The 19466-nt window shown below is 54.0% G+C and carries 20 protein-coding genes, 1 tRNA gene and 1 pseudogene; 10 read left to right on the top strand and 12 right to left on the bottom strand.

The window, feature by feature from the left end; all coding sequences use genetic code 11:
- The first annotated feature begins 72 nt into the window (after window positions 1–72).
- Window positions 73–753 (top strand): energy-coupling factor ABC transporter permease, encoded by a 681-nt coding sequence (locus HU737_RS18565; RefSeq protein WP_186553693.1) that lies wholly within the window; start codon window positions 73–75, stop codon window positions 751–753.
- Between the two features lie 186 nt (window positions 754–939).
- Here the strand turns inward: HU737_RS18565 and yacG are convergent, their stop codons facing one another.
- From yacG to HU737_RS18545, 4 genes are read right to left on the bottom strand one after another with little or no spacing between them, the layout of a single operon-like run.
- Window positions 940–1140 carry a DNA gyrase inhibitor YacG gene (gene yacG, locus HU737_RS18560; RefSeq protein ID WP_186553694.1) on the bottom strand — a complete coding sequence of 67 codons (201 nt, stop codon included), beginning with the start codon at window positions 1138–1140 and terminating at the stop codon, window positions 940–942.
- The gene (gene coaE / locus HU737_RS18555) at window positions 1137–1760 is read right to left on the bottom strand and encodes a dephospho-CoA kinase (RefSeq protein ID WP_186553695.1); all 624 of its coding nucleotides are present in this window, start codon (window positions 1758–1760) and stop codon (window positions 1137–1139) included. The genes yacG and coaE overlap by 4 nt, the downstream gene beginning before the upstream one ends.
- Entirely contained in the window at window positions 1760–2626 is an 867-nt protein-coding gene (locus HU737_RS18550; protein ID WP_186553696.1) for a prepilin peptidase, read from the bottom strand. The genes coaE and HU737_RS18550 overlap by 1 nt, the downstream gene beginning before the upstream one ends.
- 2 nt (window positions 2627–2628) lie before the next feature.
- Window positions 2629–3837, bottom strand: a complete 1209-nt coding sequence (locus HU737_RS18545) for a type II secretion system F family protein (RefSeq protein ID WP_186553697.1) — start codon at window positions 3835–3837, stop codon at window positions 2629–2631.
- A gap of 217 nt (window positions 3838–4054) precedes the next feature.
- Here HU737_RS18545 and HU737_RS18540 point away from each other — a divergent pair, with 217 nt between their 5' ends.
- From HU737_RS18540 to HU737_RS18520, 5 genes and pseudogenes are all read left to right on the top strand, one after another.
- Window positions 4055–4465, top strand: a complete 411-nt coding sequence (locus HU737_RS18540; RefSeq protein ID WP_186553698.1) for a pilin — start codon at window positions 4055–4057, stop codon at window positions 4463–4465.
- Between the two features lie 126 nt (window positions 4466–4591).
- Window positions 4592–4667 (top strand) — tRNA-Thr (locus HU737_RS18535).
- 91 nt (window positions 4668–4758) lie between these two features.
- Window positions 4759–6171 (top strand): annotated as a pseudogene (locus HU737_RS18530) (DUF927 domain-containing protein); the annotation flags it as partial.
- Window positions 6172–6260: 89 nt separating this feature from the next.
- Window positions 6261–6497, top strand: a complete 237-nt coding sequence (locus tag HU737_RS18525) for a hypothetical protein (protein ID WP_186553699.1) — start codon at window positions 6261–6263, stop codon at window positions 6495–6497.
- Between the two features lie 48 nt (window positions 6498–6545).
- Complete coding sequence (locus tag HU737_RS18520) at window positions 6546–7118, top strand: hypothetical protein (RefSeq protein WP_186553700.1); 573 nt, start codon at window positions 6546–6548, stop codon at window positions 7116–7118.
- Between the two features lie 139 nt (window positions 7119–7257).
- Here HU737_RS18520 and HU737_RS18515 read toward each other — a convergent pair whose 3' ends face one another.
- The 8 genes from HU737_RS18515 to HU737_RS18480 all read right to left on the bottom strand — a co-directional run bounded on the left by HU737_RS18515 (window position 7258) and on the right by HU737_RS18480 (window position 14206).
- A complete protein-coding gene (locus tag HU737_RS18515) occupies window positions 7258–7944 on the bottom strand; it encodes a hypothetical protein (protein WP_186553701.1) in 687 nt (228 codons plus the stop codon).
- 231 nt (window positions 7945–8175) lie between these two features.
- Window positions 8176–9072 carry a hypothetical protein gene (locus HU737_RS18510; protein ID WP_189661726.1) on the bottom strand — a complete coding sequence of 299 codons (897 nt, stop codon included), beginning with the start codon at window positions 9070–9072 and terminating at the stop codon, window positions 8176–8178.
- Between the two features lie 104 nt (window positions 9073–9176).
- The gene (locus HU737_RS18505; RefSeq protein WP_186553703.1) at window positions 9177–9536 is read right to left on the bottom strand and encodes a hypothetical protein; all 360 of its coding nucleotides are present in this window, start codon (window positions 9534–9536) and stop codon (window positions 9177–9179) included.
- A gap of 40 nt (window positions 9537–9576) precedes the next feature.
- Window positions 9577–10134, bottom strand: coding sequence for a hypothetical protein (locus tag HU737_RS18500; RefSeq protein WP_186553704.1), 558 nt, complete (start codon window positions 10132–10134; stop codon window positions 9577–9579).
- A gap of 32 nt (window positions 10135–10166) precedes the next feature.
- A complete protein-coding gene (locus HU737_RS18495) occupies window positions 10167–10628 on the bottom strand; it encodes a hypothetical protein (RefSeq protein WP_186553705.1) in 462 nt (153 codons plus the stop codon).
- Entirely contained in the window at window positions 10625–11941 is a 1317-nt protein-coding gene (locus HU737_RS18490) for an AAA family ATPase (RefSeq protein WP_186553706.1), read from the bottom strand. The genes HU737_RS18495 and HU737_RS18490 overlap by 4 nt, the downstream gene beginning before the upstream one ends.
- Window positions 11942–12065: 124 nt before the next feature.
- Window positions 12066–12728, bottom strand: a complete 663-nt coding sequence (locus HU737_RS18485; protein WP_186553707.1) for a tyrosine-type recombinase/integrase — start codon at window positions 12726–12728, stop codon at window positions 12066–12068.
- A 608-nt stretch (window positions 12729–13336) separates the two neighbouring features.
- Window positions 13337–14206 carry a TIR domain-containing protein gene (locus HU737_RS18480; protein ID WP_186553708.1) on the bottom strand — a complete coding sequence of 290 codons (870 nt, stop codon included), beginning with the start codon at window positions 14204–14206 and terminating at the stop codon, window positions 13337–13339.
- A gap of 802 nt (window positions 14207–15008) precedes the next feature.
- Between HU737_RS18480 and HU737_RS18475 the strand changes: the two genes are divergently transcribed.
- Genes HU737_RS18475 through HU737_RS18460 form a run of 4 tightly spaced genes read left to right on the top strand, consistent with a single transcriptional unit; the run spans window position 15009 to window position 19337 of the window.
- Window positions 15009–16043, top strand: coding sequence for a CBASS cGAMP-activated phospholipase (locus tag HU737_RS18475; RefSeq protein WP_186553709.1), 1035 nt, complete (start codon window positions 15009–15011; stop codon window positions 16041–16043).
- Window positions 16027–17196, top strand: coding sequence for a CBASS cGAMP synthase (locus HU737_RS18470; RefSeq protein ID WP_202885253.1), 1170 nt, complete (start codon window positions 16027–16029; stop codon window positions 17194–17196). Before HU737_RS18475 ends, HU737_RS18470 begins: the two co-directional genes overlap by 17 nt.
- Before the next feature lie 9 nt (window positions 17197–17205).
- Entirely contained in the window at window positions 17206–18873 is a 1668-nt protein-coding gene (locus tag HU737_RS18465; protein WP_186553710.1) for a ThiF family adenylyltransferase, read from the top strand.
- Complete coding sequence (locus tag HU737_RS18460) at window positions 18858–19337, top strand: Mov34/MPN/PAD-1 family protein (protein ID WP_186553711.1); 480 nt, start codon at window positions 18858–18860, stop codon at window positions 19335–19337. The genes HU737_RS18465 and HU737_RS18460 overlap by 16 nt, the downstream gene beginning before the upstream one ends.
- Window positions 19338–19466 lie beyond the last annotated feature (129 nt).

Below are 19466 nucleotides of genomic sequence, written 5' to 3'. Positions count from 1 at the left end.
AGGTGTTGTTTGCCGGTAGGAATCGGCCCAGGGTGTAGACTCGAAGCTGTCTGAAAGGGGAGTGAGGTCAAGGTGATCAGCGCACAAGTCCTGTCCACCACCAGCCTGACCCTGGGCTGGGTGGCTTACGTTCCGCTACTGCTCTGGGCGGTGGCGCGTACCCGTTGGGTCGAGCTGTTCACCGATCGGCGCCGCCAGCATCTGCTGTTCGGCACGGTGTTCGCCCTGTTTGCCTTGTGGCTGGTCAGGCGCGATTTCGATACCGGGGTGTCTTATCACTTTATTGGCATGACGGCAGTGACCCTGTTGCTGGATTGGCCGCTGGCGATTCTTGGAGGGTTTTTCGCCCAGCTCGGGCTGATGGCGCTGGGGCGCCAGGATCTGGCGGCACTTGGGGTCAACGGCCTGTTGATCATTGGCCTGCCGGTATTGATCACCGAGGTGTGCGCCATCCTGGTCGAGCGCGCGCAGCCGCGTAACCTGTTCGTTTATATCTTCTGTTCGGGGTTCTTTGCCGCGGCGTTGTCGGCGCTGCTGTGCCTGCTGGCGGCGATGGGGTTGTTGTGGCTGGATGGGCGGTTTGCCATGCCCGAGTGGCTGACGGACTTTGTCGGTTACCTGTGGCTGATCATCTTTCCCGAGGCGTTTATCAATGGGATGGTGGTCAGCGCCTTGGTGGTGTTTTGCCCTGAGTGGTTGGAGACTTTTAACCGTACCCGTTATCTGCAGGCGCCGTGGAAGGATGACGCCTGAGACGTGCCGGCCCTATCGCGGGGCAAGCCCGCTCCCACGCATTACGCGCTTGGCTCATCGTGGGAGCCCTCTCCCACGCATTGCGCGCTTGGCTTATCGTGGGAGCCCTCTCCCACGCATTGCGCGCTTGGCTTATCGTGGGAGCGGGCTTGCCCCGCGATAGGGCCATAACTGACCCACCACCCATCAATGCCGCGGTTCCAGATCCCCCGAATACAAGTCATCCTCAGCCTCAGGCGCCACCGGGATCTTATGCTCCTCAGCCGCCCACGCCCCCAGGTCGATCAGCTTGCAACGGTCCGAGCAAAACGGCCGGTTCGGGCTCTTCGCGCTCCATTCCACAGGTGCGCCACAGGTCGGGCAATCAACGGACAACGGCTGGCTCATGGCTGGCCTCCTCGTAAAGTCAGGTAAAAGTGGTGCAGGCGGTCAATCTGCTCGTGCAACCCGGCCAGGTCGCGGTCATTGACCACCACATCATCGGCATGGCGCAAACGTTCCTCGCGCGCCAACTGCGCCGCCAGAATCGCCTGCACCTGTTCAGCGCTGGTGTTATCGCGCAGCAAGGTACGCTGCACCTGCAATTCTGGCGGCGCATCGATCACCAGCACGCGCTGGGTCTTCTGGTACTGCCCCGACTCGATCAGCAGCGGCGACACATACACCGCATACGGCGACTCGGCCTTGGCCAGGTAACTGAAAATCTCCTGGCCAATCAGCGGATGCAGCAGCTGTTCAAGCCAGCGCCGCTGGCTTGGGTCGGCAAAGATCAGCTGGCGCAAGGCCGAGCGATCCAGCTGCCCGTCGTCCAGCAACACCCCCGCGCCAAAGCGCTCGACGATGCTGGCCAACGCCGGCCGGCCCGGCTCGACCACCCAGCGCGCCGCCTGATCGGCATCGACCAGGTGCACGCCCAGCTCCACGAAGCGCTCGGCAGCGGCGCTCTTGCCACTGCCGATGCCGCCGGTCAGGCCCAGTATCCAAGGGGTAAATGCCGCAGTGGTCATCAGAATCCAAGCAGTTGCAGGTATGAGGCGTACATTTCATCACCCCAGAGCACGGCAATCCACCCCGCAATGGCCAGATACGGACCAAAAGGCATCGCCGTGCCCAATGAAGCCTTACGCAAACGCAGCAAACACAAGCCAATCAGCGCCCCCACCACCGACGACAGCACCAGCGTCACCGGCAATACCTGCCAGCCACCCCAGGCGCCGATCAGCGCCAGCAGCTTGAAGTCGCCATAGCCCATGCCCTCCTTGCCGGTCACCAGCTTGAACAGCCAATAAACGCTCCACAGGCTCAAATACCCCAGCACCGCGCCCCACAGTGCCGCATCCAGCGCCACAAACACGCCGAAGGCGTTGACGATCAGCCCGATCCACACCATGGGCAGCACCAGCACATCCGGCAGGATCTGCTGCTCAGCATCGATCAAACTCAACGCCAGCAAACACCAGGTCAGCAGCAACGCCGTCAACGCCTGCACCCCCGGCCCAAAGTGCCACGCCACCACCAGCGAAAGCCCCGCACACGCAAGCTCCACCAACGGATAGCGCGCACTGATCGCCCCCTTGCACGCCGAGCAGCGCCCGCGCAGCAACAGGTAGCTCAACAGCGGAATGTTCTCCCACGGCCGAATCCGATGCCCACAGTGCGGGCAGTGCGAAGCGGGCAAAGACAGGTTGAAGCGCTCGTGCTCGACCAAAGGCAGGTCGAGCACCTCCTGCGCCTCACGCTGCCACTGGCGCTCGAGCATGATCGGCAAACGATGCACCAGCACATTGAGAAAGCTGCCCACCAGCAGCCCCAGCACTGTGGCCAACACCAAGAAGTAAACCGGCTGCACAGCCAGGAAAGTCCACAGATTCATGTTCAGATCAAACTACCCAACTGGAAGATTGGCAGGTACATGGCAACCACCAGGCCACCCACCAGGAGGCCAAGGATCAGCACGATGGCTGGCTCCAGCAGGCCGGTCAACTGGTCGAGCGCCTGGCTGACCTGTTCCTCATAATGGCTGGCCGCTTTGCCCAGCATCTGGTCGAGCGTGCCGCTGGACTCACCAATCATCGTCAGCTGCACCAACAACGGCGCAAATAACCGCTCCCCCGCCATCGCCTGATGCAGCGCCTGCCCATTGGCCATGCCTTGGCGCAGCCGCAAAATCGCCTGTTCATGCACGCTGGCGCCACTCGCCGCTGCCACCGTGCCCAACGCATCCAACAGCGGCACCCCCGCCGAATACGCCGTGCCCAAACTGCGCGCAAACCGCGCCATCGCCGCATGCCCCAGCAACCGCCCAAGCAGCGGAATACCCAGCGCCCGGCGAGATATCCACAAGCGCGCCCCGGCATGGCGCCGATACAGCTGGCGCCCACCTACACCGAGCAAAAGCAACACCACCAACAGCCAAGGCCCATGCAGCCCAAAGCCTGTGGATAAATCGATCACCCACTGGGTAAACGCCGGCAGCGCCTTGCCGAAACTGGCAAACAGCCCCTCAAAGCGCGGCACCACCTCCAGCAGCAACAGCGCCGACACGCCCAAGCCCGTCAGCAACAGCAGCGCCGGATAGAGCATCGCCTTACGCACCCGCCGCTGCAGCGCCTGGCGCTGCTCCAGCATGTCTGCCAGCTGTTCCAGCTGGCCATCGAGCGTGCCCGACTGCTCACCCACCCGCACCAGATTGCAGTACAACCGATCGAACCACCCCGGCTGGCGCTGCAACGCATCGGCCAGCCCCATGCCCGCCGCCACATCCTGTTTCAATCGCGTCAGCAGCTTGCCCAGGCTCTCATCGCCCCCACTGCGCCCCATCACCTCGAACGCCTGCAGCAGCGGCACCCCCGCCTTGAGCAAGGTCGCCAACTGCCGACTGAATCCCGCCGCATCGGCCTTCTCCCGCCGCGCCGGCAACCGCCAGCCAAGCCCGTCCGCCGGGCGCAAGCGCGCATTACTGATGCCCTGGCGCAGCAACCCCGCTCGCACCAACGCCGGGCTGCGCCCCTCACTCTGGCCCGTGACCCGCGCACCGTTGGCATCGATGCCTTGCCAGGCGTAAAGCCGTGTTGTTTGGCGCATAGATAAGCTCCTTGCTGCACGTGCGACAAGCCCGGTAACAGCTTGCCGTGCCCCTGCGTGGGCGGGTTTCCCTGATGGTCACTAGAGTAGTTCAGCGAACATGACGTCCAGCCGGGCAGGGGTGACAAAAGGTGTCTGATGAGGCCTACTGCGCGCCTGCCAGCCTGGCGTCCAACAGTGGATGAAGGCTCAGCCGAATCAACAAGGAAACGCGTTCATGAAAGGCCAACAAGGCATCACCCTGATCGAACTGATGATCGTCGTCGCGATCATCGGCATCCTCGCCACCATCGCCGTGCCGATGTACACCAACCACCAATCGCGCACCAAAGCCGCCGCCGGGCTGCTAGAAATTTCAGCCCTCAAGACCGCAATGGACCTGCGCCTGAACGAAGGCAAGGACGTGACGGATGTAGCGGCCCTCGGCGGCCAACCCGCCACCGCGCACTGCGCAATCACCGCCCAAGGCACAGCCGCCAGTGGCACCGGCGCCATCACCTGCACCCTGGCCGACGGCCCGGCCAGCGTGATGGGCAAAACCCTGACCCTGACCCGCGCCGCCAGCGGCTGGACCTGCACCACCAACATCGAAGAAGACCTGGCCCCGAGCGGCTGCAAAGCCGGCTAAGCCCCGGCCACCAAGCCCGCTGTAGGAGCGGGCTTGCCCCGCGATGAGGCCCTCAGCACCCAGCAAGTTCTGACTAAAAACCAGCAGTTTGCGAAACCGCCACGGCAGTGGTACGTTGCGCAACACGCCGGTGTAGCTCAGTCGGTAGAGCAGCGCACTCGTAACGCGAAGGTCGCAGGTTCGATTCCTGTCTCCGGCACCATCTAGCTGTTCCGTCACGACTCTGTTTGTATTCGGAACTTTCAAGAAAGCCCGCCTTGTGCGGGCTTTGTTGTTTCTGTCTGTCTCGTTTTGCCCGATTGGTTACTCGTCTGGGCTGGCATGGGGATGCTTATCTGGTGCCGGATCAGCAGATCGGTGCCAGCACTGAATACCTGCACTTCTACGAAGCCGGCGCCCAGCTCCCGCCCATTACTCAAGTTGGAACACTAGATAAGTGGCAACAGCCAATCGGCACGTTGTGCGTGGGGACAACCGCCTGACGTTCGTCGTGTGCGTAGCTGTTGCTGGAGCGGTACTGCATTTGCTTGGCCATGAATCAGGTGGTTTCCACCTCTACGGCGATAGCTCGGGCGGAAAGACTACCCATTTACAGGTGGCCGCTTCGGTTTGGGGAGGGCCACGCCTGGTGCGTTCCTGGCGTTCTACAGATAACGCGCTGGAGAGTATCGCGGCGGCACATTCCGACGGCCTTCTGGTGCTTGATGAAATCGGGATGTGCGATCCACGGATCATCGGGGAAACGGTCTACATGCTTGGCAACGGCACAGGCAAAGCCAGGGCTAACGACCGTGCGATGAGCGGTCGCCAGATACAAGAATGGCGATTGCTGTTCCTTTCCACGGGAGAGAAGACCCTTGCGCAGCACATGGCTGAAGCAAACAAGGATTTGAAAGCGGGTATGGAAGTGCGGCTATTAGCCGTGCCGGCTGATGCCGGAAAAGGACTGAGTTTGTTCGAGGCGCTGCATGGTTTTGAAGATGCCGCTGCGCTTTCGGATGCGCTGAAAGCCCGTGTGGCCAAATCCTATGGATCTCCTGCCCTGGCATTCCTGTCGGCCCTGTGCGACCCGGTCAGGTTACGCGCCTACACAGCCATGGTCCGCAGCACAATGGAGCGTTTCACTGCTGAAGCGCTCCCTGCCACTGCTAGCGGCCAGGCCCAGCGGGCCGCAACCCGCTTCGGTTTGGCAGCGGCTGCAGGAGAGCTGGCCACCGCTTTGGGCGTTACGGGGTGGCCAGACGGCCTGGCGCTCGACTCCGCCCGCGTATGCCTGAATGCCTGGTTAGCTGAGCGAGGTGGGGCTGGAAACATGGAAGGTGATGCGATTCTCGCACCCCTGCGCCAGGTGATTGAGCGTTTTGGAAAGAGCCGCTTTACACGCTGGGAATCGACGGCTGCCAAGGTAGATGAACACGGCCCCCGCACTATTGACCGGCTCGGCTTTCGCAAGTCGATGGAGCACGGCATGGGTGACACGTCGCACACGACGACAACCTATTCTTCCCGAAGCTTGGCGCTCTGAAATCTTCCGAGGCATGAACATCAATGCAGTGAACAAAGAGCTGCTGAGGCGTCGGGTATTAGAGCCTGGCAAAGATGGCAAGGCCTCCACCTCTGTGCGCCTGCCCGGCCTCGGACTGCAGCGCTGCTACGTCGTCGTGACTATCCCTGAACCGGCTGAGAACGAAGCACAGGCCGCTTGAACCACTACCTCTAAACCCACGAGGTAGTGTCGGCAACATATGGCCTTGCCAGCCTCGCACAAACCACTTCCAATCATTAGGTGTTGATCATGAAAGAACTGAAAAAGCAGCGTGACGAATTGATTGCAGAGCGTGACTCTCTTGAAGATAGCATTCCGGGCCTGAGAGCTGCGTGGGAGGCAACACCGAGTAACTGGGACCGTCATGGCAATTGCATTGGCAGCCCTGAAAGTACGGCGGCTATGAATAAGCTTTCCAGCGCAGAGGGTCGCTTGCGCAGTATTCCTGGTGCTATTGAGCGAATTGAACGCGAGATCAGCTATTAGGAAAGTTTGGCGAATGCGAAGCAGGCCAAGACAAAGGCTCGTCAAGTCATGTCCGATTCAGTTAAAACCATAACTTCACTAGAGAGCACTCGCACGCTTGTTTTTGAGCGCCTCCAAGCGATCCAAAAAGAATCAAATCTAGCCATCGAGAGGGCACAGCAAGCTGAGATTGAGGCTGCGAACCTCTACGCCCGCAACGTAGCAACCGGTAACAGTGAGGGTGAAAAGGCTGCAGGCACCGCGATGGAGAGGGCTAGCACCTTGCTAATTGAGGCTGATGAACATGCAAGGCGCCAAGAACTGATTGTCGCTGCATTGCAGGCGGAAACTGAGGCGCTCGATGCTCAGATCTCCAAGGCTAAACAGGAGTCTAGCCAAGCTCAGGACAGCACCCTACGCGCAGCCGCTTTGGCCCTCGGCGATGAATGGAATCGCTTGGCCAAGCAACTTGCCGCTGTGGGCTCTCGAATTCTCGCCGTAGACCATCATCGAGGTAGCGGGAGCATGATGTTGTCAGACCTGTCGATCCCGCTCTTCGGCCCTTCGGCCAGTGAGCTCGACCGCGACGATGTGCTTGAGGGGGCTAAGGACCTCACGCTAGCAGATGTAATCGATGCGTAACCCTCGAACAGCCCGTGAAAGCGGGCTGTTTACTGTTGAAATGATGACGGTTTTGTCGTCAGTCCTGCTTGAGCAGGATCCTTCGCGTAACAACCTTAAACCCCAGCTCATTGGCACCCAAACCATAAGATTGGCTGACTTACGCCATGTGTTGCTCGCGGGTGTATTCTGAAATACCAATCTCTACTTCAACGCTGCTACCGCTGATTAAAGCCACATCGCACGCGCTTGATACTGACACGCTCATGTCAGCAACATCACTTATCAGCTGGACCATGTGGCTGAAAATGGCCTGTGCAGCCTGCTTGTAAGGTAGCGAGCAAAGAGATGTTCTAACTACCTCCTGCAAGCTCACCTGTACTGCTTGAGCTTCCATGGAGCTGAGTCCGCCGGGAAGGCAAAGCACCCCGTTCTCATCCAGAACGACGAGATGGTCTGCACTGACTGACTGATGATAAAACCTTACTCGTGTGACAGCTCTGCCTTGCTCTGTTGCTGGGTAGGTGAAAACCCATGAAGTTTCACTTAGGTCCTTATCTAGGCGAGCGCTGCCGCTGTACCGCTCAGAGTACTCCTTTCGGACTTGAAGAATGGACTCCAGAACCTGTCCAGAATCATTGAAGCTTTTTCCGTTGAACTTTGATTTCACTTGATCAAGCATTTCAACAATGCCAGCGCCAGCGATCACTCCTACTCCGGTTTCCACGATTTTTTGTACGTCGTCAGTTAGCACGGTCCTTGAGCCGTCCGAATTGATTTGAACAGCCCGCTTGTCAGCGGCAAGAATGACGTGTTCGCCGAGGTGGGCTACGAGAATGCAGGTCATTGAGACAATCCTTGGGTGCAGTTATTCACGCGATGAAAAGTCGCGAGCAAGTGCTGTCCTGGTGTATCGCTCAGTGACTTTCCCCAGCCAGCATGATGTGGCAATGGTTTAAAACATCGAAGATGCTTCAGAGCAAGCCGAACACTCAAAATAACACCGAAAAAAGTATGCGAAAACCATGCAAGCGTTTCATGATCCGTTCTCGGATCATGCTCCAGCCATTTCATGATTTCACCGTCTACCGATAAGAAGCTGTACAAACGCAAATAGCCGGTGAAACAAGTAGTCCACATGGTCAGTTTCGATTACCGGAATTTGTCTTGTTTCGAAATGGCGAATGAGAAAATTATTACCGATTTCGGTCAATTGCTTGGCTTCAGTCTCTAGCATTGCGCGAAATGATGGCTCCCTGGTTACTGCGTCCAAAATAATTCTAATAGATTTCTTTTTGTCAGTGTCTGCCAATGTCTTTAATCGCTCAAATGCATCCCATAACCGCTCTAGCGCTTCTCGACGAATGATCGGGTTCGGTGAGGAAAACTTGGCGCGTGACTCTTCAAGTGCATTATTTAAAATTGTGTCGCCGGTGTTGAAGAGGGCGCGACTAAGCGATTCTCGAAGAATAAGCGGCAGTAGGCGCACTACCTTCCCGCTGGGTTTCAATTCGTAGGCAATGCCGCATCTCGAAAAGATGCTGTTCACGTCATTTAAAAATTCTGTTTGCCCTTCAACTTGATTAAATCCAAGATGGTTGTGGCTTAGGTAGTCGTGACGTTTCAATATAATTGGCTTGGCTACTACAGAATACACATATTCTACGAAGTCTAGGATGAGCAAAGTGGGTGGCGCCATTGGGATCCGGTCGAAGCTGTAATCCGGGTCAGGATGAGTTGTTTGAAGCGGCCACTCAAGACCGGGCATTAATGCTTTGACGTTAGCTCCAAGCGCATGCTCATCAGTACCGCACGGGGCATTTCCATCGGAACAAGTCTGCGGGAATCGATTACCAAAACCGCCATTGGAAATATAAGCCTGAACCAAGGCAACAATTCCTGCCCATGCTAGGGGTGAAATCACCTGATCGGTACGGGCAACTGGCCCATTTTCTCGATCACTGAAGTAGTCCATCACGTTAATCTCTCTATTAACATTGCTTGAAATTTGTACACTTCATTGCCTCACCTGGAAGTGTGAGGTTTAGATCAGGCTATCAGCTTAATGCATGCTTTATCCTATAAAGTCGGATAGTTGGCTTTAAGCACGGCTGGCCGCAATACATAGCAGCACTCGCCACTGACTTGGATTTGCTCCTTACCTGTGGCAGTTGGCAGTGTCAAGAAAAGATACATGCGCTCCTCGTATTCAGAAATTTCAACCCACGCGCCAGATTCAATTGCTTGATTGAATCCCGTCGTGATGGCTTCGACCAATATGATTAAATCTGGGTGCCTTACGTCAGGTGCAATTCGGTATTCGCGAATTGATGGATTTCCATTCTCGTTCAATAATTTGCAGAAAATAAATAGGTTCGGATAGCCCTTTCCGTTGTCTTTGAGTATTCTTGAAAATTGCTCAACCTTGTATTTCGCCATATCTTCATTCCTCGTTAAGGCAGGCGCGTGAAGTGCATTTTTATATTTCATTGGGTGTGTAATGGCCCCCTGCGCGCAACTGCTCCAGGTAGAACTCCAGATTGTCAGATATTTTCTGCAGAATACTAGGGAGGAAGGGTACCAAATCAATGAATTTCGAGCCCATCGGGCCGCCGTGATAATGCCGGCAGTGGTTGAGGATCGCTTCGCATTCCTCGGTTGGCAGCAACTGCATCGGGTCTCGGTCGTTGTAATCGTGCAAATGGGATAAGTGAATGAAAGCACAACCGAATTTGTACACGGAAAGCGTCCAGGCTTGGAGGTGCTGAGCCAGCTCAACCATCTCACGATCTGTGACTCGACCGCGCCCCTCGGATTTCCCCCATTGCTGACCGTTTACGGACGCGAAGATTAGAGCCTCTCGTCGTGCAGGCTCTTGAGCCAATAAATAAATGACTCGGACCATCGAATCCAGTTCTTGACGCAGAATAGCCATCATCTGACTTGGGATGTTTGCTGCCGCTACGACATGCATGGCCCGATTGTGGTCTTTAGAGCGACCTAGAATCTGCCTGGTGAAAACGGCAACTATATCCATCGGGTTCCATCCCTTATTTAAGCTGTTTAATATTAGATCTCTGGTGGTCGATCATATGAAGCAAGGTGTTTGTCGAGCGACCAGATGTAAACTCGACGCCCTCTATTCTGTAAGCAAAGACGATTCCAATCATGAATGATGGATAGATCACCTAGGCCGCTCCCTCCGGTAGCATGATCAGGAAAATCTCTCAACCACACTACCATTTCTTCAGCCTTTAAGAAACTGATTGGTTTGAAAGGAGAGCCCCCCTCAAGTGCCTTGCTAACTTGTGTAACAAACCGTTCTGCACAGGCGCGTCTCGCTCCCCCGTCACCATTTTGACCAATATGGTTTCCTGTTTCAAGAATAGTAGCCATCGGGAGAAATAATGACTCCTTTAATTGTATACGCTTCGCTAGCTCTTCCAAGATTTTGGTGTGTTGTTGAGCCTTGACGGGTACATTGAGAATCTCGAGAAATATGGAAGTGTCCAAGAGGCAGACTGCTGTCATTCTTGGTTCTCCTGAGCACTTTCCTTCAACTGTTGAAGCCAATCAAGAGCATTAGCTTCTCGCTCTTCCTCTGTTGTACTGTCCTTAAGAAAGCGATCCAAGATACGTCTTGTCATCAACTGACCTAGTGGCCCTTGTGCAACCAATTCGGGATAACGATCTAGGTCGCCAAGTCGTATCAAGCGGCTATCTCCTTCTTCCGGATCCCGGTAGCAGGCGACAACGTCTGCGAGGGCGCTGTCGGGCAACGCATCTAACAAAGCGGGGTTATGTGAGGTAAGCAAGACACGCAGTTCTCGCTCGGAGGCAATTTTCTGGAGCTGACGCACCAACGTATCTGCACGGCTAGGGTGTACACCGTTGTCAATTTCTTCGATGATGACCAACGAGCCATTTGGAGCCGTCAGCAGTGCAGCCCCGATGGCAAGTACGCGCAGCGTCCCATCAGAAAGAAGAGGTGCATCAACATTTCGACTCTTTTGTCCGAAAGTCTCTACTAGTCTAACCATTACGTCATTACGGTCAGTTTTGATAAACTGAATATCCGTAATGTCTTGCTCGGGCAAAGACTTAATGAACTCTAGGAGCTTGGATTTTTCAGCCTCCAACTGCGATAAACCGTACAGCACCGCAGACAGATTACTACCATCTTCCTTTATTTGATCATCCTTTACATATGCATAATCACGCATCAAGGCCGGGCGTGGATCGAGAAAAACAATATTGCGTAACGTCTCGCGTATAGCCCTTGTTACGATTGGGATGATACGTTGCGACTCCGTATGATTTGCTTCGAATCTCCCAGGCGTTTCGATTTGATAGAAAATAGCTTGCCTGTTAGAGCAAGGGATATGGGGCTTGTTTTTACCTCGTTTGAAGTTGTTATAAGCCACACTAATTTCATCAGTATGCGAGCTGGAAACACCATCAACCTGATACAGCGGCACACCATTACCAGGTTTGTCGATTTTTTCCCCCGTAACTGCTAACTGATCAGCCACCAAACCAATCGAAACTTCAAAATCGCTCCAGCCTTCCTTAGCTTCTCCAAAATTGCTGCCTAGCATGAAACTTTTGTGTGTATCACGAAATAAGTCGTTTGCCTGCCCGCGAACAATGGCGTCACCGCTTTGTATGGAGCGAGTGATATCATCTAGGCGACTGCCTTTTGCCAGCCAATTGAGCAAGCGAATAGCTTCTAAAACATTGCTTTTGCCCGAAGCGTTAGCACCGATTAAAAAGGTTAGCGCAGCCAAAGGAAGGCGTGCCCTTTCATAGCTTTTAAAATTTTCTAGATCAATCGACATCAACATGTTCTGTCCTCATCGATAGTGATGGCCAATCTCTGATTTAGCATTCCAGATAGGCAACAAAAAACTTTCACATGTTTGAGCTGCGCAGCGAAAATTTCTCTTATTATCCGTACTAGAACCACCATTAAATAATTCTCTTCACAATCTCGCCCAAACGAGCAGGATCGCCTGCGCAAAGCTTCTTGACTGCTTCCAGGCTCTCGATACCCAGTATCTCGCTTATGTGTCGTAGATCGACTCCACGGCGCTTCAGCTTTACCGCAAGGGTGCGCCGTCCTGAGTGCGCGCTAGCACCTTCGACGCCTGCCTGCTCAAACAGCCGAGTGAACAGTCGACTGAGCTGGGTGGCGCTGTAGTAGGTTTTGCCATCTCGCTTCTTTGCGCTGATCCGGAGACCGTCACCGGTTCGACCAGACACAAACAGAGGGGACTCAGGGTCAAGTCCACGGTATGCATTCTGCCGCTTCGTCACACCGTGGCCACGCTCCAGGCGTTCGGCAAGGTGCGCTTCGACAGCGTTGGTAAGCTTCTTGTTGGTCCAGCATAAGGGACGTGACTTGTGGTTATAGGCGATCTCGGCCCGTATGTGGGAATCAATCCGTATGGTCCCGGATTGAGTCAGAAAATCACTAATTTTGAGTCGACAAAGCTCGGTTACAGTCATTCCTGTTCCGAAGCAGGCCAACAGCAATGCTGCATCGCGAAGGCCGTTTTCTGGACTACTCAACCTAGCGACCTTAACTGCCTGCTCTAGTTGGTCATCTTCTACAACGATGGCCCTTGGCATTTGTCATCTCACAGGCTTTTCAATCATGAATCCTGACATAGTAGGCTAAAGAAAAGTACGAGGGTAGTCCCCGATGAAATGCCTCGACCGGTGTTCGCGGAGGATTGGATCCACTGCTCATGTCAAGTCTGAACGGTGATCAAACACAAAAGTCCAGGTGACCATGGTTACACCGACTCAGTTGTTACACTGCCAGAGTACAGCGAGCAGGTAAACGTGTAACCCGGCTTTAGATGTTTGAAATCAATAGGTTACGAACTAGCGCTACACCGATTACACCTGTTACACCAGATTAGCGTCTTAGTTAGCTATTGACCCCGTGCCCCCTATTCGGGCGCGCCTTCAGCGGCAGGTGGCGTCCACGCCCTCCCATTCCTGGAACCTTCTGGGGACCCTGGCAGATTGGGCAAGATACGGGGCAGGAAACCCGCGGCTTTTTATTAGTGGAAGGCTGGCCAGCTTAGTGAACTGGTTAACAAGGTAAACTCAGTGAAAATGTGCAGCTTCTTGAACAGGCAAGCTGATCTTTGCAGCCTCGGTAACGTTTCGGATAGGGCCCCAGGTGCTGAGGCCGTCCGATAGCTTGTGAGGTTGCCGGCTGGGCTCGGTCATGCACGCATGACTTTATTCCAATCTAACTCATACCCTGCTTCTTCGAGCTCCCTTCCGAGGGCCTGCTTCCAGTTTCCCTCAAGCGATTCATACACTACACCCGCATAGTCGCTAGGAATTTCCAACGATCCCCGTTTCAAAGCACAGACCCTTCCCCGCCCCAGGCGACCAATGAAATACCCAAGCTCCAAAATCACGTTCTGGCGAGCACGGGGTGTAGGCGTACCACCTTTGACGCAACCCTCATCATCGGGGGTAAGAAGTACTACAGCAAATCCCACCCCACCGTATCTCTCCACCTTCTCGATCACGGTCCGGCCTTGGTTGGCCTGCTCATGCAAGATGATGGCGTCAAAGCCGATTCTCTCTAGGAAGCGGGCTACCATCTCGCGAGACCCATCGTCGTGGCCGTGGACTACAAAAACTTGTCTGGACAGCGCTGTCGGTGCGCTATGGTCTGAAAGGGGAGCGGCCTGTTCCTGCTGGTAGTCGGCTAAGTCTTCCTCGAGCGACCGCTGGCCTTGGGTGAGTAGCGCTATAGACCGTTCGAAGTTTTTTCTCATCCGACCTTCATAGTCTGGGGACGGCGCGCCTCTCCTGACCATGCCTGGTCGCCACGAGAGAACGGCAGCACTTTCTAAGTCCCTGTAAGTCGTAGAACTCTCACCAAAACACCGCTCCAGGGTCTGTCTGATCGACACCTCTAACCCTTTAAGCGCAGCGGTTGGACCCTGGCGGAGGCTACTCAGATCGAAAGCTTGAAGCTCATTGATGCGTTCACCTAATCGCTCAGTTCCTTTCTGGATGTTCTGAACACGAATAGGAGGAGCAGATGCTTGGTTCGTTGGGGGATTGGTTCGGGCCATCGAATGAAGACTCCATGTGGGGGAGCAAAACACTATCTGATCCAACACAATCGCGCAGCATCGTGAGCTGAAGGTAGTGGCATGAGTCTTTGTCCCCAGTGGGACTGGCAACTGGTGGATCAGGGCCTAGGTAATGCATGGGGCAGTGGATTTACGTTTAGGGATACGTTTTGTCATTGTGAGTCAGCGAGCCCAGGTTTTACTGGGATGGCTACGCCATGTTAGGTTCCTGTCTCCGCACCAGTTCAGGTTCCAGCGAAGGCTACCAAAATCTCTGGAACCCCCGTAAAACCCGCCTTCTGGCGGGTTTTTTCGTTTATGGCGTTCCGTCAGAATCCGAGAGCTGCCAGCCGATTTAGGGTACGGCTGCTCGCTCGCCGATTAGAAAAGTCATGGGTATTCAACCGCTAAGCGAGGATTTGATATTGATAATCTTATGCGAGCAAACGTCCAGCCTACCGCACCGCCGCAGCCTTATACCCCTTCGAGCTTACTTATCCACAGCAAGAAACGCCGGTTTTCAATCGTCAGAAATAATCCACAAGGCCACTGGCCATGATCCATGGATCCAAAAAAAAAATTCTTGAACGCCTCAGCATGCTTGGCTTGCGGGCTTCAAGCTGTATCTATATACATACTCACAAGTTATCCACAGGCCTCCTCCTTGCAAAGCTGTCGTGAGCACATTATCTTGCGGTTAGTGACCGTATAAAGCCCATATATATTGGGCTTTTGGTGGGAATTTGCTCGAGCTGTGGATAACGCATGATTTGAGCTAACCCGACTGTGCAAGGAGGAAAAAATGGTGGCTGACGCAGAGCAAAAGCGCTTTCAGATCTTGGCGTTATCGGGTGGGGGCTATCGAGGGCTGTATACGGCCAAGATCCTTGCTGATTTTGAAGAAGAGATCGGCGCTCCCATCGCTACACGCTTCGATTTGATAGCTGGCACCTCCATCGGAGGCATTCTTGCTTTAGCTGTAGCGGCCGGTATCCCTGCGAAGGTCATGGTTGACCTATTCGTGGAGCACGGGGAGGAAATATTCAAACGGCGATTTTCCCTTAAAGGCATTCTGAGAGCCCCATACTCGGCGAAGCCCCTGCAGACCCTTCTCAGCGATCCGAAGCTCTTCGGTGAGCGCACACTCGCGGAGAGCAAGCATCCTGTGCTCATTCCAGCGATCAACTACTCAAGCGGACAGCCTCAGGTTTTTAAAACGTCTCACCACCCCTCTTTCAAGCGAGACCATAATTTCCGACTGGTCGACATCGCCTTGGCCACGAGCGCTGCCCCCGCCTACTTCCCAAGGCACACCTTCAATCACAACCAGTACGTCGACGGCGGCTTATACGCCAATGCCCCTGGCCTGTTGGCGGCCCACGAAGCACAGATTTTCTTTGAACAATCCTGTGAGGCAGTCCATCTCCTCTCAATAGGGACCATGTCCTCGAAATTCACTGCGAACCCAGGGCGCAACCGGAGTGGAGGTACTTACGATTGGGGAGGGATCAACCCTGCCAATACCCCTAAACGTCTGTTCGGCCTATCCATTTCAGTCTTGGAGTCGTTGAGCGACTTCATGCTTCGGCATCGCCTTCCCGGTAGATACCTCCACATCGACGAAACCCTTACGGATGAACGCGCAAGCGCCGTCGCCCTTGATAAAGCGGATGGCCCAGCGCGAGAGGTGCTCCTGGGCGCTGCCTCTGAACAGTCGAAGTTCTGGCTGGGGAACAGCGAACTACAACCGTTCCTTGAACATCTGGCGCCATCGCCAAAATTTTTCTATGGCGCTAGCGCCACCGAAGGGAGTAGTGAAAGTGCTGAAACTGAATAAGCTTTTTCATAAAGGTGGCGCCGACGATAACGTGTTCGAAGATCGAATCGCGCCGACAACTGAGCAACGCAAATTCCTGATGGGCTGCAAGAACAAGATTCGGGATCATTTGAAACCCAGAATTCGTGCGGTGACTAAAGCCGTATTGGGCATGGATCGTGTAGTGGAACCCCGCTTCCGTACTCAAGGCTCTTGGTCTTACAACACTTGCGTTGTGCCAGCCCAGCCCTCTCAAGAGATGGACTGGGATTACGGGGTTTATCTGCCCGTAACTGTTTGGGAGGAAAATGGCCCTCCACACAAGATGGCAAAGGTGTATTTCGGCTTGGTGGAGGAACTGCTGAAAGACTTGTGCGAGACAGAAGGCTGGAAGCTTTTGACTGGCAAGTCAACATGCATACGCATTCAGGTCGCCACATGGGCTCACATCGACATTCCTCTCTATGCGGCTCCTGAAGACGAATTCGCGACAATTACAGAGCGTGCGTCCCTTGAAAAGGCGGTTGTCTTGGACAGCGCTAACAACATGATTGTTGCTCGCTCCATGAACGAGAGCTTTGAGCCGCAGGAGTGGGAAGATCTGGACCATATTGCGATGGCTACACGCAGTGGTGAATGGCGCGAATCTGATCCCGAAGCCGTAGCGAACTGGTTCAGAGATCGAATTGAAGAGCACGGTGAGCAACTGCGACGGATCTGCTGCTACCTTAAAGCCTGGCGAGATGTGCATTGGCAGTCTGGAGGACCAACTTCTGTGTCGATCATGATCGCCGTCGCTCAAAACTTCATTGCTCGAAAGGGGCGGGATGATCTGGCCTTGGAAGATGCAGCAAAACATCTGGGTGAGGTCTTCAAGAGTGAGATACGTGAAGCCGGGATCGACGATGAAAAAGAAGACTTCAATCGCTTGAGTGACACCGAGCGTGCGGCAGCTGCGCGTCGGTTCTCGGAGCTTGGCACCGCGATTCATGACAGCCGGATGCTGAGGGAGCATCAAAAACCTCAAGCGATCACCCAAATGAGATCCCAGTTCGGTAGCCGTATGCCCTGGGACAATTCTCTCATCGACTTGGATAGCGAAGTGGATGCGATTCGGAACACCGCTCCTGAAAAAGTCGCTCCGCCTGTAGTTTTGTCCAGCAGTGCTGGCTGAGGAGCGCCCGTGAGCCTTTTAGGAGAAACCCTGAGGGCGCTCAGAGCACTCGGATTTGTGCCGGCGGCCGCTAAGGCGCCGGCGCGCGCATTCAAGGGTATGCTGGCCTGTAAGAAAGGCAATGTGCGAGTTAAGCTTACCATCATGGACTGGGACTTTTTGAGCTATCCCTTGATCCGCATATTGGATCGCCCTGACTACCTCCCCGAACTGATGCCACACATTGACGTACTCGGCAACCTTTGTTATTTCGCCCCAGGATCTGTAACCCTCGACAGGTACGATCCTGCAACGGCAGTTTTGCAATGTATCAACCAAGCAACTGCGATCTTAGATCGCATCGCAATGGATCCGAGTTATCGTGACAGCGACATTCAAAATGAATTTCCTGCTCATTGGGAGTACGGCCAAAAAGCCGCCCCATGGGAGGTTCTCTTAGGACATACAGATGACAAGGAAAAATTCGCAAACTACTTTATCATCGAAAGTTCCGAGAAAAAAAGAGTTCTGATTACAAACGATCAAGATGAAGCTAACAGATTAGCGACGTCGTTAGGCGCGACTATTAGTAACTCAAGGTACCGGTGCTGGATATTCAAAACCGCAATTATTCCTGCAGTACCGGAAGCTATGCCGAATACTGTTAAGGAGCTTTTCACCTGGCTTCGTATCTGGGACAAAAAGCTTTCAGACAGCATTCAGCAGATGCTATCTGAACCTGACTATCTAAGCTTCAAGTATGTTTCCTTTGCGATCGACACCCCGGTGGGCTGGATCGGCTTCGGCTTTGATCTCGACCATATGAAGCGAAAAGGCTACCGCCGAAGTCCCAATCTCTACCGACAATATCTCCACAACAAAGGAGGAGAGACATCTCTATTTAGGCTATCCATTAATAAGGTCGGCGGCCAGTTTGTTCATAGTAGAAATTTGAATTATAAAGACCTATATAACAAACGTATTACCATAGTAGGCTGCGGTGCTATTGGATCCTTTGTGGCGCACGCTATGCTGCGACTCGGCGCGGGGACAGGAAAGCTCGGCAGCTTAAAATTAATTGATCCCGATACGATGGGGCCCGAAAACTTAGGGCGGCATATTCTCGGCTATCCTTCACTTTTTCAGCAAAAAGCGAAAGCGCTTGCTGTGGATCTAAGACGCCAATTTCCACACAGTCTTGTCGAAGCAGTTGCGACGAGCGTGTTCTCTCATAAAGAATTATTCGGGGCAGAGTTGATAATCGATGCCACCGGGGAGGAGACAGTTAGCGAGCTACTCAACGGTATTCGAATACAGCGGAGAAGCCACGTACCTTTTTTACACGTATGGATTCGTGGTAACGGTGAAGCTGTACAAGCCCTATGGGTCGATAATAAGGGTGGCGGATGCTATAGATGCCTTCTTGTGCCTGATGGAAATTTTCATCGAAAAGAGCGCTATCGTGTACTGAAAACTGTGCCAGTTCGAAGGAGTGATGGTTGTCGAGCCTACACTCCGTATGCAGTTTCAGCGCCGCTGCATGCCGCAGCTTTGGCAGCGGAAATGGTGTGCGACTGGCTGCAGGGCTCACCCGATCCTAAGTTCAGAACCCGATCGATGGAAAACGCTGATATTTTCAAAATTAAAAATCAAAACCTGTCAAAAATTAAAGGTTGCCCTGCATGCGCACAGCAATAGTTTGGGGCGCCGAGCAACAGAGTGATAGAAAGATTCTGGTCGAAGCTGAGCCATTGCAAACAATGGATAAGTATCGCCAAGATAGGGCCGACAAGGCAGAGGCAGGGGGGATCCTATTAGGCTATAGAAGAGGCCCATACCTACACGTTGTTCAGGCTACTGCGCCTCAAATAACTGACCAGCGTTCGCGATACAGATTTGACAGAGCGGCTCATTATCATCAAAAAATTGCAATGGAACGATGGAGGGGAAGCGACAGTACAATTGATTATCTGGGGGAGTGGCATACTCACCCTGAAATCAAACCTTCTCCTTCAAATATTGATATCGGCGAGTGGAGTAAAGTTATAAAGCGGCAGTCGAAACCCATGATGTTTTTGATACTTGGTCTGAGCGGCGATACGTGGGTCGGAATGTCACTAGGCCAACAACTAATCCGCTACAACATAATATGGCCAAAGTGATTCATAATCCGTCCGTTTCGCTCGGAGTGCTCTGGGAGGGCATGGTGATCTTAGAAAGAGCCGGGTGCCAAGGCCGATAGAGGCTTGAGCAAAAGGAGTGAGCACTAAAAATGTTAGACCAAGGAAAAA

The sequence above is a fragment of the Pseudomonas urmiensis genome (genome assembly GCF_014268815.2).
GTDB classification, from domain to species: domain Bacteria; phylum Pseudomonadota; class Gammaproteobacteria; order Pseudomonadales; family Pseudomonadaceae; genus Aquipseudomonas; species Aquipseudomonas urmiensis.
Note: the sequence above shows the minus strand (reverse complement) of the source record. Positions and strands in the feature narration are given on the sequence as shown.